The organism is Rhodococcus sp. IEGM 1381, from assembly GCF_030056795.1.
Classification (GTDB): domain Bacteria; phylum Actinomycetota; class Actinomycetes; order Mycobacteriales; family Mycobacteriaceae; genus Rhodococcoides.
In genome coordinates, this window is sequence record NZ_JASHKQ010000001.1 from 1,649,971 (window position 1) to 1,673,904 (window position 23,934).

Genomic DNA, 23,934 nt, shown 5'->3' on the forward strand with positions numbered 1-23,934 from the left:
TCAGCCCAACAGTGAATTTCGCTCGGTATGGGTGAACGTGAAGATCGTCGCGCCGAAGCTGATCAGTGCCGTGAGAAGCAGGACCTGCGGTCCGGTGATGACGACGCCGATGAATGCGCCCACGACCCCGCCCAGTGCGAATGACCCGAGAAGAGCTGTGTAGCAGAGCCAGTCGTAGTGCGTCCCGCCCCCGAACAGATGCCGCTCGATACCTTGGCCGAGTTTGACCAACGTTCCGGTGACGTAGCTGAGTGGAATGTACGTCTCTTCCTTCTTCGTGAATGCGGTGTTGAGAGCGCCCAGTGCGAAGGCCACCAACAGAATCGGGTAGAAGTTCACGTTTGCGGAAGACCAACCGGAGATGGCGATATCGATCGCCCCTGCGGCGGCGAGTGCGATGGTGGTCAGCACAGTCGCTCCGTGCGGATGGTTCGACCAGTAGCGCCGCCGGCAGATCGACGAGATCACCACGCCCGCGAGAAACGACCCCATCAGGGCCAGTGCAGCCCACGGCGAAGCACCTGGTGCAACCTCTTTGCCCTCCGGGTGTCCGAAGTGACCGACGACAGCACGTTCGGTGTTACCGGTCATGAAGGTCACGAAATAACCGGCGGAGTGCAAGAACGCCACTGCGCCCACCATCCCCGCGAGTCCGGAAAGAATCCAGGACAGGCGAGCTTCGGCGCCGACGGCTGTTTCGCGGCTGATCGACAGGGGGGAGGTCATAGTTCGATTGTCCGGGCCTGAGGCGAACCGGCAACTCTTTGAGTCGTCGGTCACATAACCGACATGTTCTCCACATTCGAGATCATTCCGCGGTGCATCACCCTGTTTCCGACAACCCCGCTGTGGTCGGCCCGATGCATCACACATCGGTTGTCCCACATCACCAGATCGCCTTGAGCCCACGCGTGCTGCACTATGTTGTCCGCTCGAGTGGAGTGCTCGAACAGGTACCGGATGGTCTCGCGCGCCTCCTCGGAGTTCATTCCGCTGATCGCAACGCAGCGGGCGGGTGCCGAAAGTGCGAGGGCAGTGCGGCCGGACACCGGATGTACTGCGAACAAAGGATGTTCGGCAGAGGAGTCGGTGTCCGACGCCACCCCGGTCACCCGGTGTGTCACCGTGCGTCCCGCCAGGTCCTCCTTCACGGCCGCGGGCAGCGTCTCGTACGCCGCGTATTGGTCGCTGAACTGGGTGCTGCCGCCGGCTGTCGGTACGCATACGGCTCGTAAAGCGGTGTAAGCGGGAGGATTCGGCACGTACGTCGTGTCGACGTGGAACGTCGACTTCGGCGGAGTGGTGCGGCCGACGTTGCTGACGACGTTCAGGTCGGGAAAACCGGGGACAGGAGTCTCGCCTTCGGTGAACATCAGATCGCCGAACCGGCGGAGGAACTCGATGAAGCGTCGATCGTCCATCGGTTGGTCACGCAGGACGAGTACACCGTGTTCGGCCAACTGCGTTCGCATGTCGTCGACCGAAGCCGATCCCAGATCCAGACTGCGAATCTCCATTCCCAGCGTCATGACGCCAACTCCTTCACCGACAGTTCCCGGAGCGAGTGCGCGAACAAGCGGTCGATCGTGATGTCCGCTGCCGCGGCCATCACCGCAAGCACACTCGAGGGTGAGTACGAACAGTAGAGACCGGCCTCGAGGAACCAGGGTTCCCCGTCGGGATCGATGCGAAAATCGAACAGCCCGTAGTGCCGACAGCCGAGGGACCGATAGCACGATCGTGCTGCCGCCCAGACCTTCTCGGTGATCGGATCCGAGGTGTCGACTATCCACGCCTTGGTCTGCTGCTTCGCGACCAGGTACAGATCCCCGTCCGCGGTCCGATTCAACTTGTCGGCACTCGTCCGCACGGAGTCGACGGCGTACTCCTCCAGGGGAAGGCACACCAGCTCACCGTCCATCGCGATGATGCCGCACCGAACCTCGCGCCCGAGCGGGATGTACGACTCCACCAGTGCGGCAGACGAATACGCCAGCGCGTCGTCGATCGCGGATGTCAACGATTCATCGTCTTCGACGAGCGTGACTCCCCTCGAGTTGTCCGAGTCGACGGGCTTGACGACGACGGGCAATTCGAGATCGACTGTCCCGCCACCGCGTACCACCACGCCGGCCGGGACGGCGACCCCGGCAGCGGAGACAACGGCGCGGGCCAATGCTTTGTCCGCCGTCATGGCCATGACGCCCGGGGTGTTCCCCACGTACGGGACATCCATCAGATCGAACAGGCTGCGGTAGGTCGTCATGCCGGGCAGGCAGAACATCTGCGGCACCATGACGTCGAAGTGCCACGCAGACATGACTTCCACTGCCTGAGCCAAGGACATCTGCGGTGCCGCAGCCACACTGGCGGAGTCGATACCGCCGGGAAAGCTCCACAACCCGCCGGGGGAGACGAACGCCACCTCGAGCTCGTATGCGGGATCGCCTCCGAACGCGTCGAGGAAGCCCCCCGCATACACCCGAGACAGATCGCAGTGGAAATCGTCCACCGAAGATCCGACGAGTACCAGGACCGACAGTGCCATCAGTCGCCTCCGTTCTCCACGAGCTTGCCGATGTTGAAGTCGATACGAGACCAGCCGCGGCGCGCCGCGAGATTGCGCACCAGCAGGGATGGAATCTGTAGGTGGTGTACCAGCAGGTACGGCAGCGGATCCCAGCCGGTCAGGATTGCGTCTTTTCCTCGAAAAACGGTGCGGAGCCGAGACGCTCGATTGCCCTCGGTGAGCAGACGCCACAGCTCGTGGTAGATCCAGTACGTCGGCCGGGCCGTCGGACGCGGCACGATCATCGGATGATCGTCTTCGAGGTACGCCGCAGCCAGATCGGGTTGGTCGTAGAACATCGTGATGGCCGAGTGGGTGCGCGGGTTGCATTCGATGGCGTAGACCTGGCCGTCGGCCGCGGACTCGATGAAGTCGAACGACAGCTGCCCGGTGGTGTCGAGCGACGAGACGAATGCGTCTACCCAGCGGAGGATTTCGGGCTTGTCGACCATGGCGTAGTTGACCTGGAAGGCCGACGACACGCAGCAGCCGTACACCTGCAGGCGACCCTCGCGCACCGTGCCGTGTGTGCAGTACTCCTGGCCGGCGATGAACTCCTGCAGGATCCACGGGTCGTCCTCGGTGATGTGCAGGCTCCGCGCGAACGTGGAATTGCGCTCCGGTGTGTGCGCCGACAACCGCGTCAGATCCATTCGGCCGACGGGGTTGTAAGAGATCCGCTTGAGGATGTACTCACGACCCGGCGGAAACTCGAACTCGTCGATCTGGGCGGGGTCGGTGATGCGCCGAAAGTCTGGGACCAGCAGCCCCAATGATGCTGCGTGCTCGGAGAATCGGGACTTGTCGTCCACCATTCGCACGATATCGGCGTCGCCGTGGATCACCTCGCAGTGCGCATCGAGGAGCGTACGTGCGTCCGCGTCGTGAATACTCGCGGCGGGGCTTGCCACGGGCACGAAGACGTCGACCCCCTCGCGGCGAACGATGTCCAGCAGCGCCTGCGCGTATCCCGGATCTCCCGGATCCGGAATGCAATGGAAGCGGTCGACAGCGCGGGAGAAGCGATGTCCGGTCCGGCGGTACTTCGCCGACTCCACCAGGATCACCCGATGGCCGGCGAGATGGAAGGACCGTGCGAGTTGCAGGGCCTTGGTCATCTTTCCGCCACTGATCAGAATCGTTTGGGGTTTATGGGTTCGATGGGTGGCGGGCCGGGTGCCGCGCAGCGCCGCCAACCCCACCGCCGCGAGGTCGACGGGGAGGGTGACCGTGAGGCCGATCAGTGCTGCAACGGTACGGATCATGTGCGCCTGATCAGCGTCACACCGTCACGCAGAGGAATCAGAACCTGTTGCACACGAGGGTCGTCGGCGACGTAGTCGTTGAATTCGGCGATGGCCCGGCCGTTGTCGCTCGGCTGCGGCGCGTAGGGCTGACCCTGCAACAGGGTGTTGTCGACGGCGATCACGGCACCGTCGGAGAGCAGATCGCTCTCGAGCAGATACTCCACGTACCCGCGATATCCGGTCTTGTCGGCGTCGATGAACACCAGGTCGAACTTCCCGTCGAGCCGGTGAAGAGTGTCGAGCGCGGGTCCCACGTGCACCGTGATGGCAGATCCTGCAGTCGAATCCGCGAAGCAGGACTGCGCGAACTCGGCCACGTAAGGATCAACCTCGCACGCGACGACCTCCCCGCCTGCGGGCAGCGCCTCGGCCATCGCCAGCGCCGAGTAACCGGTGAACATACCGATCTCGAGCACCCGCGTCGCCCGGGTCATGTGTACGAGAAACGCCAGGAAGCGTCCCTCCACATGACCGGAGAGCATTTCCATCTCCAGGGGCCCGGAACCGGAGACCACGTCACGTGATCTCCAGTCCGCAGAGCGGGTCCGCGACGCCAACGTGGCCAGTGCCGCGGATTCGGAGGTGGTGCAGGTGTCGAGATACGGGTCGAGTCCCGCGGCGAGATCGCGGGCCCGATGAACACGAGTGGTCAGCTCATCGGTCACCCCGGCGTCGGCGTCGAGCAGTGCGGCTATCTCGCCCAGCTCGCGCGCGAGGATTGTCGTCGGGGTGACCGGTCGCGGCTGCGCAGTCACGGCGTCGGTGCGGTGAACATGTCGAGGCCTTCGCCGGCGCGCGGAAAGTCGAGGCAGATCTTCTTGTGCAAGGTCAGCACATCGGCCAGCTCGTGCGCGTCCAGATCGTTGAGGAAACGGCAGGTGCCGATCGGGTCGGGTACTGCGGCGCGCAGAATTCCGTCACGGGTCTTGAGGATCGATGCCGTTGCCTCGGAGAGCAACTCGGGTGTGAGGTAGGGGCTGTCGAGGGCCAGCCCGATGCTGCTCATGACGCCCAGCACTCGATCACGGTCTGCCGCGGACAGATGGCCTCGCTGTTCGGCGACTGTTGTCGACAGTGCCATGTCGATGTTGATCGCGTGGCCGTGGAAGAACGGAGCGGGTGGCGTCAGCTCGAGCGTCGGGCTCCAGGTGTGGCCGAAGGCGATGACGCGATCGAGGTCGATCTCGTGCAGATTGGGAGCCTCGAGCTCGAGCATCGTGGCAATAGCAGAGTAAGTCAGTCTGTCTGCGACCGAACGCAATTCCGCTGTGCCCTCGAGATGTCCGAAGCGAGTGCGCAGCAGTTCGGGACCGTACTGTTCGAGCATCTCGAAGATTTCCAGATTGCCGACGACGGAGATCTTGATCAGCTCCGCCATCCCGTTGCGCACCTGGTCCTCGGGCAGCGTGCCGAGGAACGAGAAGTCGAGCAGCACCTTCTGCGATGCGTGGTACGCGCCGAGGCGGTTCTTGTGCTTGCCGTAGTTCACGGCCACCTTGATCGACACGCTCGCGTCGATCAGGCCGATCAACGTAGTGGGAATGCGGATGTACGGGGTGTTGCGTCGGTAGCTGGCGCACGCGAAACCTGCTACGTCAGTAGTCAATCCACCACCGACCACCAGCACCGGCTCGGTGCGGACCAGACCGAAGGAGTCGAATTCACCGACGATGCGCTCGAAGGTTTCCAGCGACTTCGCGGTTTCCCTGATCTGTACCGGGACCACCGTCAACGCGATGTCGTGATGATCGAAGTACGCGCGGATTCGGTCCCCGTAGATCTCGTGAACCGACTCGTCGACGACCATCAGCGCGCGTCCGTACGGGCTGTAGCTGTCGGCCAATTCGGTGTTCTCGAGAGCGAAGACACCGTCGACGTAGATCAAGTCGTACTCGATACGCTCGTATCCCTCGACGCGAAAAGACCTGTCCCCGGCAACGACCTGGGCCTGAAGATTGCTCACAATTACTCCTGGGGTGGATGAAGGGTCAGGCTGAGATCAGAGCGCGCACGCGCTCGGGATCGAGTGCATCGACGGTGTCGGTAGCCGAGCCGAACTCGGTGCCTGCAGTGTTCTCGTTCGGGAATGCGACGCACGTGATGCCTGCGGCCGCTGCTGCTGCCGCGCCGCCGGCGTTGTCCTCTATGGCCACACTGTCGGATGCGTTCTCGCCCAAAGTTTTCAAAGCGAACTCGTAGGACGCGGGGTCGGGCTTGCCTGCGTCCACCGAGGATGCGTCGACGATGACGTCGAACGAATCGGCGGTCAGTTCCGGGCTCAGGGCCGCCAGCAATGCGTCGATGTTGTCGCGGGACGTGGTGGTCACGAAGCCCACCTTCACACCGTTCGCCTTGGCGGAGTCGATGGTATCGGCAACGCCGGGGCGCGTTTTCACGTCGGATTCGCCGATCAACCGTTGGAAGATCTCCGATTTGGTGGCGTGAACCGCGGCGGCGTCGACCTCGGTGCCTGTATCGGATGCGTACTCGCTGATCCGGTCGGCACCACCGTTCGACCCGAGCATGGAGCGGTAGTCCTCACGAGACCAGTTCCAGTTCAGATCGTGGGCTGCGAAGGCCTCGTTGAACGAGCGACGTTGCAGTTCGGACGTGTCGACGAGCGTGCTGATCGAGCCGAACAGAATTGCGGACATGGGTGCCTTTCGGAGCGAGAGACGATGTCTCGCGCATGCGCGATGGGTGACTTGGTTCGGGGGGTATGCCCCATCGGCACCGAACGGGAAACCTTCGAATTTTCTAGGGTGTGGCGGACTGCCGGCTGGGGTGAACGGGGGCGGCCAGAATCGTCGGTGCGGACCGTCCGCGCAGCGTCACGGACTCACGTGTTTTCCAGTGCTTCCTCTCGTCCGCGGTTGCGTGATCGAGCACGATCGACGAGGTGAGCACATCGATGTTCGGGTCGTCCTTCGCGAGATCGGTGAGCCGTGCCGCTTGATTCACGGTGTCGCCGATGACGGTGTACTCGAAGCGGGATTCGGCTCCGATGTTTCCTGCGATGACCGGCCCGTAGGTCACGCCGATGCCGATCTCGACACCACTGTCGGTGGCCAGGGCGGTGGCCAGAGTGCGCGCGGTCCGCAGCGCCGCGGTGGCCGGGTCCGGGTGATCGACCGGAGCGCCGAAGATCAACAGCGCGGCATCACCCTCGAACTTGTTGACGAAGCCGCCGTGTCGTTCGCCGTGCTCCACCACTACCGCGAAGAATCGATTGAGCAGATCGACCACTGTCTCCGCGGACTCTCGTTCGGCCATCGCCGTCGAACCCACGAGATCGATGAACAGCACCGCCACCGTCCGGTTCTCACCACCGAGGCGTGGAGCGCTCGCGAGCGCTCGCTGCGCCACATCCTGACCTACGTGGCGTCCGAACAGTGAGCGCAGGAGCTCGCGCTCGTCGAGGCCGACCACCATCTTGTTGAACCCGTTCTGCAGTCGGCCGATCTCGGAGGCGTCGTAGACGTCGACGCGGGTGCCGGTCGCACCGCCCTCGACGCGTTGCATGGCCGTGCTGACTTGCTGCAGCGGATCGGACACCGATCGGCCGACCAAGAACATCCCGCCGAACCCGACAACGAGGGCGATCGCGGACAACGAGACCATCGCGGGCGACAGGTCGACGTCCGGGGGGATGACGGTGTCGATCAGTCTCCCGAGTCCGATGAGCCCCACACCCAGGATGGGAATGGCCGTGCTCAGTACCCAGATGAGGACGACCCGCAATTTCACACCGAGAGCGACCGTATCGGTGACCTCACTGACCTCCATCACAGCTGCCGTGATCGGCCGAAGAGTTCGTTCGGCAACCAGATAACCCAGTGAGCAGGTCGCCAAGCCGCCGAAGCTGACGGCGATGGCCACGATGATCGACAGAGCGGCACCTGCCGACGCATTGACCGCCACGAACACTGCGACGCCGAGAGCCCACAGCAGAACATGGACGCCGAGTTGGCGAAGGGGCAGCCGGACGATGGCGATCGCGGTGTCGTCCGAAGGGGTGCCGCCGGTGTGCAGCCACCGCACCAACGGTGCCGCCACCCGGAGTCCGAGCGCGATGCCGATACCGATCGCGACCGGTAAGTACACGAAGAACGCCAGGTAGTTGCGGTCGGACAGGATCTCCTCGGAGCCGACCGGCAACGGCAGGATGAAGCGGGCCAACACGAATACGATGACCGCCCCGATGGCGTTGGCCGACACCATGCCCGCCGCGTAGAGCCGCATCGGGGTGCGGTCGAGGGCGGACCGTAGAGCTGCGATCACTGGTGCTCCTTCTGTCTCTGCACGCTCGAACTCTAGGTGCCCGGCGAAAAGAATCTGGGCGATTCTGCTCGAGTGACTATCTGTGTCTCCAAGTACCTGGTAATCTCCGTAACAGCTAATCACTCCTGTTCGACGATGAAAGGAACGACGGCGATGACCAGCACACTCTCCAGGAACGACGTTCTCGAGCCCGAGGATGTTTCGGCGCGTTTGCTCGACTCCGCCGCCCAGCTCTCGTACGACCCGGCCGAGGAGGTCGACTGGGAGGCCGATCTCGATCCCTCCCTCTACGGCCTCAACCCGGAGTGGAGCACCCTCTACGGCACGAAGTTGTGGGACGAGATGAGCGAGGAGCAGCGCATCACGCTCACTCGCCACGAGGTCTGCTCGATCATGAGCACCGGCATCTGGTTCGAGATGATTCTGCAGCAGATGGTTCTCCGCGATCAGTACTGCAAGGACTCCTCGAACTCTGACTTCCAGTTCGCGCTCACCGAGATCGCCGACGAATGCCGGCACTCGATCATGTTCGCCCGCGCCTGCCAGAAGATGGGCATCAAGGCGTACCTGCCGCGTCGATCGAGCATCGAGCTCGGCCGTGGCTTCAAGGCTCTCGCATCGGCCGAGGTGGCCTACGGCGGCATTCTCGTCGCCGAAGAAGTTCTCGACGTCATGCAGCGCGACTGGATGCGCGGCGAGAACGTGTTGCCGCTTGTGCGCACCACCAGCAAGATCCATGTCGTCGAGGAATCGCGGCACATGACGTTCGCTCGTGCGCAGATGCGTGAAGACATCGCCGACAAGAGCCCGGCTCGGCGCAAGGCCAGCGCTCTCGTCGTCGCGATCGCCGCTCGCCTGATCGTGTCCAACATGGTCAACAAGGAGGTCTACGCAGCGGCGGGCCTCGATGTCGACCGCGCGATGAAGGAAGCGAAGAACAACGCTCACCATCACACGATGATGCGCACCTCGAGCGAGCATCTGATGGCGTTTCTTCTCGATTGCGGTTTGATCACCAAGCCGGCCGAGATGATCTACCGTCGTTTGCACATGCTCTGACCACTCTTTTCGAGGCCGTGAAGGACATCCGATAACCCATGCCGTTCGCGATCACGCAGAACTGTTGCAACGACGCATCCTGCCTGTCGGTGTGCCCGGTCAATTGCATTCATCCGACGCCCGACGAGCCGGATTTCGGCAAGACCGAGCTGCTCTACATCGATCCGCGCTCGTGCATAGACTGCGGGGCGTGCGCGGACGCGTGCCCGGTGGACGCGATCACACGCGTATCCCGCTTGACGCCGGATCAGCAGATATACGCAGACATCAATGCCGACTACTACCGCGACAAGCCTGCCGTAGCGGAGTGGGGTGAGCCCAGATTTCCGGTGTCGACGGTCAACGAACTGCCGCCCGTCAGCATCGCTATCGTCGGGACCGGACCGGCTGCCTGCTATACGGCGCAAGCCCTGTTGCGGGTGCCGGGCACCAGGATCACGTTCTACGACCGATTGCGCACTGCGGGTGGTCTCGCGCGCTACGGCGTCGCTCCCGATCACCTCGGCACCCGACGCATCAGCGAGCACTTCCGGGGGATATTCGCGCACCCTCGGGTGACGATGAAGCTCGGCGTCGAGGTCGGTAAGGACGTCGATCACGTCGAGTTGGCTCGAAAGTTCGACTCCGTCGTCTATGCCGTCGGTGCCGACAAGGACCGAGCGCTCGACATTCCCGGGATAGATCTCGACAATTCCGTCAGCGCGCGCACCCTCGTCGGCTGGTACACCGGTCATCCCGACGTCCCCGCCGACGCGATCGACCTCACCGGCGTCGACCGAGTGACCGTCATCGGAAACGGCAACGTCGCTCTCGATGCGGCTCGCATCCTCACCGCAGACCCGGATCAGCTCGACGGGACCGAGATCGCCCCGCATGCACTGGCCGAACTGCGACGGAATCGGGTGCGCGAGGTCGTGGTCCTCGCTCGTCGTGGCCCGGAGTTCGCGGCCTTCACGCGTTCCGAGTGCAAGGCACTGGTCGATCGCCCGGGCGTGGACGTCGTGGTGGCAGGCCCGGACGGGATCGTCGACGCGATCGATCGACTCCCGCTCTCGGCATCGGCGTCTGCGCTGGCTGGAGCCCAGCGCGTCGATCTCGGCTCCAGTGCAGGAGTGGAGCCTGCGGAACGACCCGATAAAAACGATGGGCGTCGCATCGTCTTCGCGTTCGGGCGGGCACCATCTGCCCTGCACGGCAGCGGCTCGGTGGAGTCCATCGAGGTGGGGGTGGGCGAACATGCGGTCCTTCTGTCGACGGAGCTGGTTCTGCTCGCAATCGGCTATCGCGGAACTCCGTCGCCGGGCGTCCCGTTCGACGACATCACCGGCACCATTCGCAACGACGGCGGACGGATCACCGCTGCCGACGGCACTCCGGTTCCGGGCAGCTATGTGGTCGGATGGGCCAAACGGGGTGCCACGGGCGGTATCGGCGACAACAAGATCGACGCAGAGGAAACTGCCGAAGCCTTGCTCGCTGACGTCCCCACACGGGGCCCGGCGCGTCCGCTCGGCTGGTACGGCAAAGTGAGCGCCGCTCTCGGAGATCGCGTCTCGCGAGCGCGCTGACCGGCGCTAACTCCCTGTTCTGTTCACTTTGTGTAGCAGTCTGATTCGAGTCTGCGCGATTCGTACGCACGGCGAGCTTCTTGGAGTTACCGTTGAGTATGGCTGAACGGGGGGCCAAGCCCCAGGTTTCTTTTGTAAGACGGACGATGCTGCGTGCAGTCCGATCATTGTTCAATCCGCTCCGTCCTGACGACTACCTGTCGATGATCAATCCGCTGTGGACAACCCAGGAACTTCGGGGCAAGGTCGAGCGGGTGACTCCGGAGGGATCGGAGGCCGTCTCGGTCTACATTCGCCCCGGGTTCGAGTGGGCCGGTCACACACCCGGGCAATATGTGCGACTCGGTGTGCTGATCGACGGCCGCTACCACTGGCGGGCGTATTCGCTCACCTCCGATCCCGATCCGGTGGACGGGTTGGTGAGTGTCAGTCCCAAGCTGGTGCCCTCGGGAACGGTCTCGCCCTATCTGGTGGGGTCCATCCGGACGGGTGACATCGTCCGGCTCAGCGAGGTGGAGGGCGAGTTCACAATTCCCAGCCCGGTTCCGGACAAAATGGTCTTCATCAGCGCCGGGAGTGGCATCACGCCCATCATCAGCATGTTGCGCGCGCTCGACCACCACGATCAGGTGCGCGACGCGGTCGTGGTGCACTCGGTGCACAACCGTGAACAGTTGATGTTCGCGGACACGCTCGAGGAATTGGAAGCCAAGCACGACGGGCTGACGGTGAAGCTACGCATCACCAGTGACGAAGGTCGGATGAAGGCGTCGGAACTGGACGAATTGGTACCGGATTGGCGTGATCGCGAAGCGTTCTGCTCCGGCCCGGGCGAACATCTGGACGATCTGCGTTCGTACTGGAAAGACCAGGGCGACTACGGCAAGTTTCACCACGAGAGTTTCCAGCCCGTCATCGGCGGCGGAGACGATGCAGGTGAAGGCGGCGTCGTCAAGTTCCTGAACAGCAAGAAGGACGTCGAATGCGACGGTGGCACAACGATTCTCGCAGCAGGTGAGGATGCCGGACTTGACCTGACGTTCGGTTGTCGCATCGGCATCTGTCATACCTGTGTAGGTACTCTGAAAAAGGGGCGTTTACGTGACCTACGTAACGGGGATATCTCCGAACCTACGGGGCAAGCAGTGAGAATCTGTGTCAACACCGCTGAGGGCGACATCGAAATCGAACTCTGATCAACAGGATCGAACAGGGGAATTCTATGACGATCGACGAAACGACCAGGCACGCAACCGACACTGGGGAGCCGGTGAATCCACTGGCACACCTCAGCGAAGAGACCATCGCCGAACTCGCGAAGGAGTTCGACGCCATTCACGACGAGGTGTACGCCAGCCTCGGTGAAAAGGACCGCAAGTACATCACTTCGGTGATCGCCGCCCAGCGCCAACTGCTGGTCGCGGGACGAGTGCTGTTGCTCGGATCCACCAGCAAGCCCGCTTGGCTGGCCGGCACCGCCTGCCTCGGAATCGCGAAGATTCTCGAGAACATGGAAATCGGCCACAACGTCATGCACGGGCAGTGGGACTGGATGAACGATCCGGAGATCCACTCGTCGGTGTGGGATTGGGATACGGCCTCCACCGCGCAATCGTGGAAGCACTCGCACAACTACGTGCACCACACGTACACCAATATCCGCGGTGTCGACAAGGACCTCGGCTACGAGATCATGCGCATCGACCCACGTCAGAAGTGGAGCCCCGTCTACCTGGCCCAGCCGGTGTACAACCTGCTGCTGATGGCCTTCTTCGAGTGGGGCGTGGCCCTGCACGATCTCGACATCGATGCTATCCGTCGCGGCGAGAAGCCGGTCAAGGATCTCGTCGAGGACCTCAAGGGCATCGGCGTCAAGGCACGCAAGCAGTTCGTCAAGGACTACGTCGGCTGGCCCCTGATCAGTGCCGGTGCGTTCGCGTTGGCACAGCTGGCGTCGGGTGGTCGTTTGCCGGAAAGCAAGAGGTCTCGTCTGGCGTCCAAGCTGCGTGGGTCGGCTCGGTTCGGCAAGAACCGTAAGACCGCAGCGTTGATGGATTCACGCCTCAGTGGTGTCGAGAGCACGTTCCTCTCGACGGTGGCCGCCAACTTCACCGCGAACATCATTCGCAACGTCTGGTCGAACGCAATCATCTTCTGCGGTCACTTCCCGGATCAGGCATACACGTTCAGCCAGAAAGAGGTGGAGAACGAGACCCGTGGCGGTTGGTACGTGCGTCAGCTGGTCGGTGCCGCCAACATCGACGGCGGACCGTTGTTCCACCTGATGAGCGGCAACCTGAGCTACCAGGTGGAACACCACCTGTACCCGGATATGCCCAGCACTCGGTACTCGGACGTCGCGCCGAAGATCAAGGACATCTGCGAGCGCTACGAATTGCCGTACAACACCGGACCGTTCTTTCAGCAGTGGGGCATGGTCCAGCGGACCATCGCAAGGCTGGCGTTCCCGGGCGGCAAGATTCGGCCGAAGCCGGGCCCCTACCGTCCCGAGGAGAGCTGGCGTCGCAAGTTCGCCGAGGGTGCCACCAAGGACAGCGAGGCCGCGAAGACGCGTGGTCGCGTCCCCGCCGGCCACCCTGCGGCTGGACCGGAGCACAACTCCGGTGGCGTCGATGTTCAGCCGCCGCCCCGTGGCGACGACTGAGTTCTACCCCGCACACAGCTGACAAGAACCGCGGCCACCCGACTTCCGGGTGGCCGCGGTTCTGTGTGTCCGGTTCACGTCATGTCGACATCCTTGGTTTCGATCAGTCTCTTGGTGCAGACCAGACTCAGTACCGACAGCAGGGCCAGCATGACGCCGATCGAGATGCTGCCGAACGCGGCCGTGAGCGGTGCGGCAAGCATCGGCGGAATCGCGCCACCGAGAACTCCGGCGAGGTTATAACCCAAACCTGCTCCGGTGTAACGGAAACGAGTCTGGAACAGCTCCGAGAGGAGAGCGCCGGTCGGTCCGTAGGCAACGCCGAAGATCGCCAGCGTCACGCACATACCGATCACGAATGCTTCCGGTGAGCCCGTGTCGAGCAACGGGAACAGTGCTATCGATCATGGCACCGCGACGATGCACGCCGCCATGATCACTCGCCGCCGGCCGACGCGGTCGGAGTAGGTCGCCGAGACCGCGATCGCGATTCCGAAGATCACCGCAGCGCCTATCCCGGCGACCAAAACGAACGGGCGGTCGAACCCGAGGGTCTTGGTGCCGTAGCTCGTCAGGTACGCGGTCCCATGTAGAAGAAGGCGAAGAGGGACGCCAATGCGCCTGCAGCGGTGATGATTTCGCGTCTCTGGATACGCCACGCGTCGAAGATCGGCAGCTTGGTCGGTGCCGAGTTGGCCGGAGCTTGCTCCTCGGCGAGCTTGTTGGCCCGAAAGACCGGGGTCTCCTCGATGGCCAGCCGCATGTACAGGCCGATGAGGACCAGGACGGCGCTGAGCAGGAACGGGATTCGCCAACCGTAGTTCAGAAATGTCTCGTTGGTATCGCCCAGCAGCAGTCCCGTCGCCAGGAACGTTGCGCTCGAGAAGATGAAGGCCGCGGACGGACCCAGCTGGGGGAACATCGCATAGAAGCCGCGTTTACCGCGAGGTGCGTACTCGGCCGTGAGCAGCGTCGCGCCGGCCCACTCGCCGCCGACGGCAAACCCTTGCCCGAACCTGAGCAGCACCAGGATGATCGGAGCAGCCACGCCGATGGTTTCGGCACCAGGCAGCAGACCGATGGCGAACGTGGATACTCCCATCAGCAGCAGCGTCGAGATCAACGTCTTCTTACGACCGATGCGGTCGCCGAAGTGTCCGAACAGCACCGCACCGACGGGCCTGGCGATGAACGCGACGGCGAACGTCGCGAACGAGGCCACGGTGCCGGCCGTGTTGCCGAGCGCTGGGAAGAAGATGGTCGGAAAGACCAACGCGGCAGCGGTTCCGTAGATGAAGAAGTCGTAGAACTCGATCGTCGTACCGATGCCACTGGCGACGGCGACCCGTCGAACACTGGTCTTGGCCTGCACCGGCGGCCGCGTCGATGCGGACACACCCGGGTCGTCGGGTGAGACAGTGGTCATGGTTCCTCCGTCTTGTCGGGTATCGGGCGAATGTGCGATACCGAATGCGACGAACGGTAGTGACCCGGGTCACTCCACGAATACCCCCGAATGGGGGAGTGGTCGAGGGGCTACTCCCAGTGGGCGATCTCTGCGGCCGCACGGTGGGTTTGTTCGAGGAAGGCCCGCAACAGCGCATCGGGATCCTCGGCACCACGCACCGCGGCACAGGTCAGGACGTCTCCCCGAGAAGCGCGTGACGGCGAGATCGAAGGCGCCCCAAAAGAAATGGACCGGGCTGGACTTGCCGCGAAACTCGGAGAACACGCGATGTGCGCTGACGAGGGCACGCCAGAACGTCTCGATCGCGTCCGCGTCGCAGGAGGCGCGCGGGGTGATGATGCACGCATCCCCCGGTGGAAGACCATAGCTCTGCTAGCTCAGGCGCGCCTCAGGGTTCGCCGGTACCGTGACCCCAGGGGCGAGACGCGTGTGGCAGCGGTCAGGGAAGAAGAGGTGATCGGCGTGTCTACAGACCACAATCGGGATGTGTTCGACAGTGTCCGGGTGGCCGCGGCCTACGTGGAGTACGCCGGCCCCACCGATGGATTTCTCGACCGCGGGGAAGCAGCAGCGCTGGTCGCTGCGGCCGCGGTAGCGCGCGGAACGCCGGTGCTGGACGTCGGAGTGGGCAGTGGGCGAACCACGGCTCTGCTCCGACTCATGAGCGATCGCTATGTAGCGATCGACTACGCGCCCAACATGATCGATGCGTTCCGTCGGAATTTTCCGGACCTGCAGGCGCATGTGGCCGATGCGCGCAGTCTGACAGCTTTCGCCGACGGTGAGTTCGGCCTGATCGTGTTCAGCAACAACGGAATAGACACCGTGACCCACGAGGAGCGCGGTCGGGTACTCGCAGAATTCAGACGACTTCTGGCGGATCCCGGAGTGTTGGTGTTTTCCACCCTCAACCGCAACGGACCGTCGTTCGGGGAGAAGCCGTTTCAACTGAGTAGGCCCACGCAGCGGTTCAGATTCTCGCCGAAACGGGCAGTGACGGTTATCGGGCGGAGGCTGCTCGATCCTGCCGGTGCTGTTCGCAGCGTGCGTAATTGGTGGTCGGCCAAATCCCGCGTCGACGATCGCGGATCATGGGCCATCGCTCCACTCGCTGCACACGATTTCGCGCCGTTCATGCACTTCACCACCGTGTCGGACGTGCGGTCGCTGGTGACGGGTGCCGGGTTCACGATCGTGGAGATCTTCGCCGACGACGGTTCGATCGTGTCGGCCGATGCCGAGACGAGTTCGGCCGACAACTTCACGATCGTCGCGCACAAGTAAGCCGTCAGTTCAACCGCTCGAGTGCTTCGGTCATCTTCTCCACGGTGTCCGGTGCCACTTTCGCCTCGAAACCCGCCTTCAGGAACGGACCGGCAACCTTTGCGGCACCGTTGAACTCGACCTGCGCGTGGTAGTCGATCCGCGTCGATCGGTCACCTTCCGCCGTCAGCGTGATGTCGTCGACGCTGGTGGCCGTCTTGTTCTTCCCTTCGAGCACGATGTGATTCGGCTCGTCCGTGACCAAGGTGTAGGTCAACTCCGTGGTGATACCGAACAGATTCGAGACGTTGTGCCACTGCGTTCCGACGTCGACCGGCCCGTCCGAAATCTGTGTGCAGCTCTGGGTTCCGGGATCCCACGACGGCGCGTTGGAAAAGTCGCGAAGGAAGGCGGCCGCCTTCTCGATCGGAACAGCGGCGGTGAAGGTGCGGGTGACGTCGACCATGAGGGTTCTTTCCTGTCGTTGGGGGATCAGTCTTCGGGCGGGACGCCGAGATGTTCGGCGAGACGGCGCATGGCGCCGACGATCTGGTCCTCGGTCACTCGGGGAAACCCGGCCATCTTGCGGAACTCGGGGTCGGTGACGCGCGACCAGTCGTACACCTGTGTCAGCGCTGTCCGGTCGTCGGCGACCTCCTCGAGTTCCCAGGACCACCGCGTGCCGCGAGGTTCCATGCCCTGGCGATTGGGAATCCAACCGATGTGTCGGTCCTGCTCGAACACGAACACGGTGTTCTCCATGACGTATTCGCCCAGTTCCGGCTGGTACATATCCATCGCGAAGGTGTCGCCCACCGTCCGAAGCGGGGTCGGGTCGATTGCGCCACGCAGCATTTCCGAACCGTCGACCGCAGCCTGGACCTCGGGATTGGCGAGGGCGGTGAACACGGAGGCAGGGGGAGCGTCGATCACGCGCTGGACGGTCAACTCGTCGGTCATGGAACACGCCTTTCAATTGTTCATGCTGGCTACGGAGTTACCCCCGTCGACGTGGAAGGAAACTCCGATCGCCGTTTTTGCCTCGCAGTGGACACAACGACGAAACACGACCGCCACGTCGCATTCGTACAGTCGCCGGGTCGGACTCCGCAAAATCCAGCTGTGGAGCAGCACCTTGTCAAGGGGTAGCCATGAGTGGAAATACCGTACGCCTGCAGGCGATCAAAGACGTCGAGGCGTATGTGCCGCCTGCGGTCAGCTTCGTCGGAGACGAAAAGCCGGGTGAGATCTTCGGTGAGAACGTCTTCAGCAAGGTCGTGATGCAGAAGCGTCTGCCCAAATCGGTCTTCAAGTCCGTGATGGCGACGATCGACAAGGGCAAGAAGCTCGATCCCATGGTCGCCGACGCTGTCGCGTCGGCGATGAAGGACTGGGCCCTGGAGAAGGGTGCGACCCATTACGCGCACGTCTTCTACCCGCTCACCGGGTTGACGGCCGAGAAGCACGACAGCTTCTTCGACCCCGTCGGTGACGGCAGTGCGCTAGCCGAGTTCGCAGGCAAGACGCTGATCCAGGGCGAGCCCGACGCGTCGAGCTTCCCCAACGGCGGTCTGCGCAACACGTTCGAGGCTCGCGGATACACCGGCTGGGACGTCACCAGCCCGGCGTACGTTCTCGAGAACCCGAACGGCAATACCCTGTGCATCCCGACGGTGTTCGTCTCGATGACCGGTGAGGCGCTCGACCACAAGACGCCGTTGCTGCGTTCGCAGCAGGCCATGGGCGGTCACGCCGAGCGCATCCTGAAGTTGTTCGGGCACGAGAACATCGAGAACATCGTCTCCTTCTGCGGTCCTGAGCAGGAGTACTTCCTCGTCGACCGGCACTTCTTCCTGGCCCGTCCGGACCTGCTCAACGCCGGTCGCACCCTGTTCGGATCGAAGCCGCCCAAGGGCCAGGAATTCGACGATCATTACTTCGGAGCCATCCCCGAGCGCGTACTCGGCTTCATGATGGACACCGAGCGTGAGCTGTTCAAGCTCGGTATCCCGGCCAAGACTCGGCACAACGAAGTCGCCCCCGGACAGTTCGAGATCGCGCCGATGTTCGAGCGCGGCAACATCGCAGCCGATCACCAGCAGCTGTTGATGACGACGTTCAAGACGATCGCCAAGAAGCACGGGATGGAGTGTCTGTTCCACGAGAAGCCGTTCGAGGGCGTCAACGGCTCGGGCAAGCACGTCAACTTCTCGCTCGGCAACTCCGAGCTCGGTTCGCTGCTCGTTCCCGGCGACAACCCACACGACAACGCGCAGTTCCTGGTCTTCTGCGCCGCCGTCATCCGCGCGGTACACAAGTACGGTGGTTTGCTGCGCGCCTCGGTGGCGTCGGCGACCAACGATCATCGTCTCGGAGCCAACGAGGCTCCGCCCGCGATCATCTCGATCTTCCTCGGTGATCAGCTGGCAGACGTGTTCGATCAGATCGCCAAGGGTGCAGCCACGTCCTCGAAGGACAAGGGCACCATGATGATCGGTGCCGATACCCTGCCGATCCTGCCGACCGACCCGGGCGATCGAAACCGCACGTCGCCGTTCGCGTTCACCGGCAACCGGTTCGAGTTCCGTGCCCCCGGCTCGATGCAGACCGTCAACGGCCCGATGGTCACGATCAACACGATCATGGCCGAGGCGCTCGATTACATGGCGACCAACCTCGAGGCCGCCGTCGCCGACGGCACCGATTTCGACACTGTCGTGCAGAACCTGCTGACGGAGATCATCACCGAACACGGTGCAGTGGTGTTCAACGGTGATGGTTACTCGGACAACTGGCAGGTCGAGGCCGAGGCACGCGGACTACCGAATCTGCGTACCACCCTCGACGCGTTGCCGGAGTTGATCTCCGAGTCGGCAATGGAACTGTTCGAGAAGTACAAGGTGTTCAATCACCGAGAGATGCACTCGCGCTACGAGATCGGGCTCGAGCAGTACGCGCTGACGGTGTTCGTCGAAGCTCGCCTGACGCTGGAGATGGGCCAGACGTCCATCCTGCCCGCGGCGGTGCGCTATCAGACGGAACTGGCGCAGAACGTCAGCGCGCTCAAGGGTGCAGGCGTCGACGACGTGGACATGACTGCGCTGCAAGCAGTCTCGGCACCACTGTCGGAGCTGCGCGCAGCGTTGGCGACGTTGAAGGGGGCGCTGGAGGCCGACCCGGGCGGCGACGCACTGGCCGAGGCCATGCATGCCAAGGACGAACTGCTGCCCGCCATGGCGGCGGTCCGCTCGGCGGCAGACACACTCGAGGCCATGGTGGCCGACGATCTCTGGCCGCTGCCGACGTACCAGGAGATGCTGTACATCCTGTGAGTGCGCTCCGCGCAGTGGTGCGGCTCAATGCCCTCTGGGGGACTTGGCCACACCACTGCGTGAGCAATGTCTCGGATCGGAATAGCTTCGTAGATCTCGATCGTTCGAGTGATGAGTGGCAAAGACTGTGCACGCACTCGTGAGGAGAGAGATCCATGAAGTTGTTTTCCCCGTTGGCGCTCGGCGACCTGAAGCTCGACAACCGGTTGGTTATGGCTCCGCTCACGCGGACGCGTTCCGGCCAGGACGGCGTGCCGGGTCCGCTGGTGGTCGAGCACTACAAGCAGCGCGCTTCCCTGGGTCTGATCGTCAGTGAAGGCACCTACCCGAGCCACGCGGGCCAGGGCTTCCCAGGTCAGCCCGGTTTGGTGACCGATGAGCAGATCGAGGGTTGGCGCAACGTCGCCGACGCAGTGCACGCCGACGGCGGACTGATCGTCGCTCAGGTGATGCATGCCGGTCGGGTTACCCACGAGGCGACGACGGGTGGCCGCGAGGTCGTCGGGCCCAGCGCCATCGCTATCGACGGCGAGACTCACACGTACGAGGGCAAGAAGGCCTACCCCACCCCGCGCGCCCTGCGGGAGGACGAACTGCCCTCGGTGATCGCCGATTTCGTACAGGCATCGAAGAACGCAATTGCCGCCGGAATGGACGGCGTCGAGATTCATGGCGCCAACGGGTACCTGCTGCACGAGTTCCTCTCGCCCGCATCGAACCAGCGGGACGACGCATACGGCGGCTCGCCGGAGAACCGTGCGCGCTTCGTTGCCGAGGTGGTCGAGGCAGTGGTCGCCGCCCTGGGAGCAGGCAAGGTGGGAATTCGTATCTCACCAGCGCACAACATTCAGGATGCCCTCGAGACGGACGCCGACGACGTGCGTGCCACCTACCGCGCGTTGGTCGACCGAATCGCACCGTTGGGCCTGGCGTATCTCAGTGTGCTGCACAAGGATCCGGCCGGTGAGCTGGTTCAGGATCTGCGGCAGGCGTTCGGCGGGTCTGTGCTGGTCAACAGCGGCTTCGGTGAGATCACCAGCCGCGACGAGGCGCTCTCGCTCCTGGACAACGGAATCGGTGACGCCATCGTCGTCGGCCGCCCGGCGATCGCCAACCCCGACCTCGCCTACCGCTGGCGCGAGGATCTACCGCTGAACGAGCCCGATCAGAGCACCTTCTACACCGATGGTGCCAAGGGCTACACGGATTACCCGGCCCTGCAGCACTGAGTGCCTGCGGCAGTGGTGTGCTCGAGTGCCTTCTGGGGCGCCTGAGCACACCACTGCGCGGGGCGCACTCAGAAGTCTGCGGTTTTACGGGCCCGGATCTTGCTGACGATCGAGAACACCACGGCGATGACCATCAGTGCGTACAGCACGATGGTGATGCCGCTGCTGACGAGGATCGACGGGTCGCCCTCGCTGACGGCCAACGCGCGTCGGAGCGATTCCTCGGCGAGCGGGCCCAGGATCACCGCGATCAACACCGGTGCGAGTGGAATCTCGTAGCGCCGCATCATGAATCCGACGATGCCGAGTCCGAGCATGAAGATCAGATCCACGATCGCCGCACTCGACGCGTAGACGCCGAGGGCGGCGAACACCGAGATTCCGGCGTAGAGGTAGTTCTTCGGGATCTTCAGCAGCTGCGCCCACAGCGGTGCGAACGGCAAGTTGAGGATCAGCAGGACGATCATCGCCACGAACAGGCTGGCCAGCAGAGCCCAGACGATGTCGCCGCTGCGCTCGAACAGCAGGGGTCCGGGCTGCATGCCGTACTGCTGGAAGGCCGCCAACATGATCGCGGCCGTCGCCGACGTCGGCAGCCCCAGAGCCAATAGCGCACCCATTGCTGTTCCGGCCGTAGAGTTTCCCGCTGCCTCGGGCCCGGCCACGCCACGGATGGCACCCTTGCCGAACATCGGCTTCGCGCGCTTGCGGTCCAGCCTGCGCTCGGTGCCGTAGGCCAGGAAGCTCGGTACCTCGGCACCGCCTGCGGGGATCACGCCGAACGGCACACCGAATGCCGTGCCGCGCAGCCAGGCCGGCAACGCGTCGCGGAATTCAGCCTTGCTCAACCAGGGGCGGCCCTGCGATTTGATCAGGGTGCGGTCCTCGGGACGCCCGATCTTCGACGCGATGTGGATGACCTCGCCGAGAGCGAGCATCGCCACGGTGATGACGACGATGTGGATGCCGTCGAACAGGGCCGGTACTTCGAAGGTGAATCGGGAAGCGCCCGAGGGGCCGTCGATACCGATCACGGCCAAGGTGAGGCCGATCAGCAGTGCGGTCAGACCCTTGAGGGCGGAGTCCGAGACCACCGCCGACGTCGCGATGAACGCGAACACCGCCAGCGCGAGATATTCGGCGGGTCCGAAGTTGGTCGCCAGCGCGGCAAGCGTCGGGGCGAAGAACACGACCAGGGTTGTCGCGACGATGCCGCCGATGAATGCACCGATGGCCGAGGTGGCCAAAGCCTGTGGCGCGCGGCCGTTCTTGGCCATGCGATGACCCTCGAACGTACCTGCAATGGCCGTGCTGTTGCCTGGGGTGTTCATCAGGATGCCGGAGATCGAATCGCCGAACAGGCCGCCGAAATACACGCCGGCGAACATGATCAATGCGGCAGTGGGGTCGAGGGTGAAGGTGACCGGCAGCAGCAGGGCCACCGCCATGGCAGAGCCGAGACCGGGTAGGACGCCCACGGCGGTGCCCAGCAACGCGCCGACGAACACCCACACCAGGTTCATCGGAGTCAGCGCGGTGCCGAACCCGTCGAGAAGATTGCTCAATGAATCCATCGAAAATTCAGCTCCGTCAGAAGATCTGGGCGAGGACGCCGCCGGGCAAGGTCAGGCCGAGGCCCGCGGAGAATGCAATCTGAACGGCGCTCGAGACCAGCAGCGCCACGGCCGCGTCGAACACGTACCGGCGACCACCCAACCCGATCGAGACGCCCCAGAACAGCAACGCTCCGGCGAGAACCCAGCCGAGTGGGTCGAGGAGGGCGATGAACAAGGCCACCGATCCGACGGTGATCGACAGGGTGCGCCAATTGCTCACGGTGCCGGTGTGCGGATTACCGTCGGCGTCGACTCCGCGGTCGATCACGTCGGGCTTGACCATCAGTTGGATGGTGATCAACAGCGCGACCACGAAGCAGCCGCCGGCGACGATGGCCGGAAAGACCTGTGGGCCAGGGGAGGTGGCGGTGGGTGGAACCTCCATGGTGACGGTTCCGTAGACCAGAAATGCTCCGAGTGCGACGAGCAGCGTCGGAACGACCAGCCCACTGCGGCCCGTCCAGAAGGATCGGGACGTGTCCGTGTCGGTAGTCGTCGTTGTCATACCAGCCCCAGTTCTTCGAGAATTGCGGTGATGCGTGCCTGCTCGATCTCGAGGAAGTCTCGGAATTCGTCTCCCGTTACAACCGATTCCTTCCAACGGTTGCGTTCTACGGCCGTCGCCCATTGCTCGGTCTCGACCATCTCGGCGACAATGTCGACGAGAGTCTGCCGGTCCTCGTCCGAGATCCCCGGGGGCGCAACGATTCCACGCCAGTTCACCAGGTCGACGTTGTAGCCCTGTTCGATGAACGTATCCACGTCGAATCCCTCGAGCGGCTCGGGTGAGGCCACGGCGAGGGCACGCACGTTGCCGGCCTCGATCTGATCGCGGAAGTCGTTGAAGCCACTGACCGCTACGCCGACGGTGTTGGACAGCAGTGACGTCAGTACCTCACCGCCACCGGAGTAGGCGATGTAATTGATTGCGGCAGGGTCGATGTCGGCTTCCTGTGCCAACTGGCCCGCGACGATGTGATCGATGCCGCCGAGGGAGCCGCCGCCGATGGGGAGGCCACCGGGGTTGGCTCGCCAGGCGTCGATCATATCCTCGAGATTCTGGATCGGTGAATCCTTGGGGACGACGAACACCTCGAAGTCCTCGGCGAGTTTGGCGATCGGCACCGTGTCGGCCAAGGTGGTATCGGAGTTGTTGATCGCGATGCCGCCGAGCATGACGGTGCCGGTGATCATGACGGTTGTCGCTTGGCCGCTGAGGTTGTCGAGTTGGCTCAGGCCGATGGTGCCGCCTGCCCCTGGAACGTTGACGACCTGTGCGTTGTTGACGATGCTGTCGCTGCGCAGCGCCTGCTGTGCTTCGCGGGCGACAAGGTCCCAGCCTCCGCCCGCGGCGGCCGGGGCGATCAGTGTCAGCTTGGCGCGGGCGTCGGAGCCGCTGGCGCTGCTAGCGGCATCGATGCCCGCTACGGTCACCGCTCCCACCACCGCCAGCGCACCGAACGTTCGTAGCAGTGTGGGCGATAACGCCATCAGAAGCCTCTCGTGTGGTGTGTCACAGCGACAGGTTAGATACAGTTTGTCCGATTAGTCCAGTTCACAAATCTCCGAGGGTTGTC

21 protein-coding genes and 2 pseudogenes are annotated in these 23,934 nt (G+C 63.5%); 7 read left to right on the forward strand and 16 right to left on the reverse strand.

Annotation, left to right across the window (positions count from 1 at the left end; genetic code table 11):
* The 8 genes from QM797_RS07770 to QM797_RS07805 all read right to left on the reverse strand — a co-directional run bounded on the left by QM797_RS07770 (window position 1) and on the right by QM797_RS07805 (window position 8,157).
* Window positions 1-726 (reverse strand): YoaK family protein, encoded by a 726-nt coding sequence (locus QM797_RS07770; RefSeq protein WP_283274703.1) that lies wholly within the window; start codon window positions 724-726, stop codon window positions 1-3.
* Window positions 727-776: 50 nt separating this feature from the next.
* Complete coding sequence (locus tag QM797_RS07775) at window positions 777-1,529, reverse strand: TauD/TfdA dioxygenase family protein (protein ID WP_283274704.1); 753 nt, start codon at window positions 1,527-1,529, stop codon at window positions 777-779.
* Complete coding sequence (locus QM797_RS07780) at window positions 1,526-2,548, reverse strand: D-alanine--D-alanine ligase family protein (protein WP_283274705.1); 1,023 nt, start codon at window positions 2,546-2,548, stop codon at window positions 1,526-1,528. The genes QM797_RS07775 and QM797_RS07780 overlap by 4 nt, the downstream gene beginning before the upstream one ends.
* Window positions 2,548-3,834 carry an ATP-grasp domain-containing protein gene (locus QM797_RS07785; protein WP_283274706.1) on the reverse strand — a complete coding sequence of 429 codons (1,287 nt, stop codon included), beginning with the start codon at window positions 3,832-3,834 and terminating at the stop codon, window positions 2,548-2,550. The genes QM797_RS07780 and QM797_RS07785 overlap by 1 nt, the downstream gene beginning before the upstream one ends.
* Entirely contained in the window at window positions 3,831-4,631 is an 801-nt protein-coding gene (locus QM797_RS07790; protein WP_283274707.1) for an O-methyltransferase, read from the reverse strand. The genes QM797_RS07785 and QM797_RS07790 overlap by 4 nt, the downstream gene beginning before the upstream one ends.
* Window positions 4,628-5,839 carry a sedoheptulose 7-phosphate cyclase gene (locus tag QM797_RS07795; protein ID WP_283274708.1) on the reverse strand — a complete coding sequence of 404 codons (1,212 nt, stop codon included), beginning with the start codon at window positions 5,837-5,839 and terminating at the stop codon, window positions 4,628-4,630. Before QM797_RS07795 ends, QM797_RS07790 begins: the two co-directional genes overlap by 4 nt.
* A gap of 25 nt (window positions 5,840-5,864) precedes the next feature.
* Window positions 5,865-6,530: an HAD-IA family hydrolase gene (locus QM797_RS07800; RefSeq protein WP_283274709.1), complete on the reverse strand. Its 666-nt coding sequence runs from the start codon at window positions 6,528-6,530 to the stop codon at window positions 5,865-5,867.
* Between the two features lie 103 nt (window positions 6,531-6,633).
* Window positions 6,634-8,157: an adenylate/guanylate cyclase domain-containing protein gene (locus QM797_RS07805; protein WP_283274710.1), complete on the reverse strand. Its 1,524-nt coding sequence runs from the start codon at window positions 8,155-8,157 to the stop codon at window positions 6,634-6,636.
* A gap of 153 nt (window positions 8,158-8,310) precedes the next feature.
* Here QM797_RS07805 and QM797_RS07810 point away from each other — a divergent pair, with 153 nt between their 5' ends.
* The 4 genes from QM797_RS07810 to QM797_RS07825 all read left to right on the forward strand — a co-directional run bounded on the left by QM797_RS07810 (window position 8,311) and on the right by QM797_RS07825 (window position 13,449).
* Window positions 8,311-9,216 carry an AurF N-oxygenase family protein gene (locus tag QM797_RS07810; RefSeq protein ID WP_283274711.1) on the forward strand — a complete coding sequence of 302 codons (906 nt, stop codon included), beginning with the start codon at window positions 8,311-8,313 and terminating at the stop codon, window positions 9,214-9,216.
* A 38-nt stretch (window positions 9,217-9,254) separates the two neighbouring features.
* Window positions 9,255-10,784 carry an FAD-dependent oxidoreductase gene (locus QM797_RS07815; protein WP_283274712.1) on the forward strand — a complete coding sequence of 510 codons (1,530 nt, stop codon included), beginning with the start codon at window positions 9,255-9,257 and terminating at the stop codon, window positions 10,782-10,784.
* Window positions 10,785-10,882: 98 nt separating this feature from the next.
* Entirely contained in the window at window positions 10,883-11,980 is a 1,098-nt protein-coding gene (locus tag QM797_RS07820) for a ferredoxin reductase (protein ID WP_283274714.1), read from the forward strand.
* A 26-nt stretch (window positions 11,981-12,006) separates the two neighbouring features.
* Window positions 12,007-13,449: a fatty acid desaturase family protein gene (locus QM797_RS07825; RefSeq protein ID WP_283274715.1), complete on the forward strand. Its 1,443-nt coding sequence runs from the start codon at window positions 12,007-12,009 to the stop codon at window positions 13,447-13,449.
* Window positions 13,450-13,523: 74 nt separating this feature from the next.
* Here the strand turns inward: QM797_RS07825 and QM797_RS07830 are convergent.
* The 3 genes and pseudogenes from QM797_RS07830 to QM797_RS26315 all read right to left on the reverse strand — a co-directional run.
* A pseudogene (locus QM797_RS07830) lies at window positions 13,524-14,875 on the reverse strand (MFS transporter).
* 110 nt (window positions 14,876-14,985) lie between these two features.
* On the reverse strand, window positions 14,986-15,075 hold the full coding sequence (locus QM797_RS26310) for a hypothetical protein (RefSeq protein ID WP_283274716.1): 90 nt from the start codon (window positions 15,073-15,075) through the stop codon (window positions 14,986-14,988).
* A gap of 19 nt (window positions 15,076-15,094) precedes the next feature.
* Window positions 15,095-15,250: pseudogene (locus tag QM797_RS26315) on the reverse strand (DUF5996 family protein); the annotation flags it as partial.
* Window positions 15,251-15,379: 129 nt separating this feature from the next.
* Between QM797_RS26315 and QM797_RS07845 the strand changes: the two are divergent.
* The gene (locus QM797_RS07845) at window positions 15,380-16,201 is read left to right on the forward strand and encodes a class I SAM-dependent methyltransferase (RefSeq protein WP_283274717.1); all 822 of its coding nucleotides are present in this window, start codon (window positions 15,380-15,382) and stop codon (window positions 16,199-16,201) included.
* A 4-nt stretch (window positions 16,202-16,205) separates the two neighbouring features.
* Here the strand turns inward: QM797_RS07845 and QM797_RS07850 are convergent, their stop codons facing one another.
* A complete protein-coding gene (locus tag QM797_RS07850; protein WP_283274718.1) occupies window positions 16,206-16,646 on the reverse strand; it encodes an SRPBCC family protein in 441 nt (146 codons plus the stop codon).
* A gap of 26 nt (window positions 16,647-16,672) precedes the next feature.
* Window positions 16,673-17,140, reverse strand: a complete 468-nt coding sequence (locus tag QM797_RS07855) for an SRPBCC domain-containing protein (protein WP_283274720.1) — start codon at window positions 17,138-17,140, stop codon at window positions 16,673-16,675.
* A gap of 191 nt (window positions 17,141-17,331) precedes the next feature.
* Between QM797_RS07855 and QM797_RS07860 the strand changes: the two genes are divergently transcribed.
* Together QM797_RS07860 and QM797_RS07865 are read left to right on the forward strand one after the other, a co-directional pair.
* Complete coding sequence (locus tag QM797_RS07860) at window positions 17,332-19,512, forward strand: glutamine synthetase III family protein (protein WP_283274721.1); 2,181 nt, start codon at window positions 17,332-17,334, stop codon at window positions 19,510-19,512.
* Between the two features lie 155 nt (window positions 19,513-19,667).
* Window positions 19,668-20,741: an alkene reductase gene (locus QM797_RS07865; RefSeq protein WP_283274722.1), complete on the forward strand. Its 1,074-nt coding sequence runs from the start codon at window positions 19,668-19,670 to the stop codon at window positions 20,739-20,741.
* A 68-nt stretch (window positions 20,742-20,809) separates the two neighbouring features.
* Here the strand turns inward: QM797_RS07865 and QM797_RS07870 are convergent, their stop codons facing one another.
* The 3 genes from QM797_RS07870 to QM797_RS07880 are packed head-to-tail and all read right to left on the reverse strand — an operon-like array spanning window position 20,810 to window position 23,848.
* On the reverse strand, window positions 20,810-22,315 hold the full coding sequence (locus QM797_RS07870) for a tripartite tricarboxylate transporter permease (protein WP_283274723.1): 1,506 nt from the start codon (window positions 22,313-22,315) through the stop codon (window positions 20,810-20,812).
* Between the two features lie 16 nt (window positions 22,316-22,331).
* Complete coding sequence (locus tag QM797_RS07875; RefSeq protein ID WP_283274724.1) at window positions 22,332-22,862, reverse strand: tripartite tricarboxylate transporter TctB family protein; 531 nt, start codon at window positions 22,860-22,862, stop codon at window positions 22,332-22,334.
* The gene (locus tag QM797_RS07880; protein WP_283274725.1) at window positions 22,859-23,848 is read right to left on the reverse strand and encodes a Bug family tripartite tricarboxylate transporter substrate binding protein; all 990 of its coding nucleotides are present in this window, start codon (window positions 23,846-23,848) and stop codon (window positions 22,859-22,861) included. The genes QM797_RS07875 and QM797_RS07880 overlap by 4 nt, the downstream gene beginning before the upstream one ends.
* Window positions 23,849-23,934 lie beyond the last annotated feature (86 nt).

What these genes read in the sequence shown, in the direction of transcription:
- QM797_RS07800 (WP_283274709.1), bottom strand. Translation starts at nt 6,530, where the DNA reads ATGTCCGCAATTCTGTTCGGCTCGATCAGCACGCTCGTCGACACGTCC.
- QM797_RS07875 (WP_283274724.1), bottom strand. Translation starts at nt 22,862, where the DNA reads ATGACAACGACGACTACCGACACGGACACGTCCCGATCCTTCTGGACG.
- QM797_RS07770 (WP_283274703.1), bottom strand. Translation starts at nt 726, where the DNA reads ATGACCTCCCCCCTGTCGATCAGCCGCGAAACAGCCGTCGGCGCCGAA.
- QM797_RS07810 (WP_283274711.1), top strand. Translation starts at nt 8,311, where the DNA reads ATGACCAGCACACTCTCCAGGAACGACGTTCTCGAGCCCGAGGATGTT.
- QM797_RS07785 (WP_283274706.1), bottom strand. Translation starts at nt 3,834, where the DNA reads ATGATCCGTACCGTTGCAGCACTGATCGGCCTCACGGTCACCCTCCCC.
- QM797_RS07815 (WP_283274712.1), top strand. Translation starts at nt 9,255, where the DNA reads ATGCCGTTCGCGATCACGCAGAACTGTTGCAACGACGCATCCTGCCTG.
- QM797_RS07870 (WP_283274723.1), bottom strand. Translation starts at nt 22,315, where the DNA reads ATGGATTCATTGAGCAATCTTCTCGACGGGTTCGGCACCGCGCTGACT.
- QM797_RS07880 (WP_283274725.1), bottom strand. Translation starts at nt 23,848, where the DNA reads ATGGCGTTATCGCCCACACTGCTACGAACGTTCGGTGCGCTGGCGGTG.
- QM797_RS07860 (WP_283274721.1), top strand. Translation starts at nt 17,332, where the DNA reads ATGAGTGGAAATACCGTACGCCTGCAGGCGATCAAAGACGTCGAGGCG.
- QM797_RS07855 (WP_283274720.1), bottom strand. Translation starts at nt 17,140, where the DNA reads ATGACCGACGAGTTGACCGTCCAGCGCGTGATCGACGCTCCCCCTGCC.
- QM797_RS07780 (WP_283274705.1), bottom strand. Translation starts at nt 2,548, where the DNA reads ATGGCACTGTCGGTCCTGGTACTCGTCGGATCTTCGGTGGACGATTTC.
- QM797_RS07820 (WP_283274714.1), top strand. Translation starts at nt 10,883, where the DNA reads ATGGCTGAACGGGGGGCCAAGCCCCAGGTTTCTTTTGTAAGACGGACG.
- QM797_RS07865 (WP_283274722.1), top strand. Translation starts at nt 19,668, where the DNA reads ATGAAGTTGTTTTCCCCGTTGGCGCTCGGCGACCTGAAGCTCGACAAC.
- QM797_RS07775 (WP_283274704.1), bottom strand. Translation starts at nt 1,529, where the DNA reads ATGACGCTGGGAATGGAGATTCGCAGTCTGGATCTGGGATCGGCTTCG.
- QM797_RS07825 (WP_283274715.1), top strand. Translation starts at nt 12,007, where the DNA reads ATGACGATCGACGAAACGACCAGGCACGCAACCGACACTGGGGAGCCG.
- QM797_RS07850 (WP_283274718.1), bottom strand. Translation starts at nt 16,646, where the DNA reads ATGGTCGACGTCACCCGCACCTTCACCGCCGCTGTTCCGATCGAGAAG.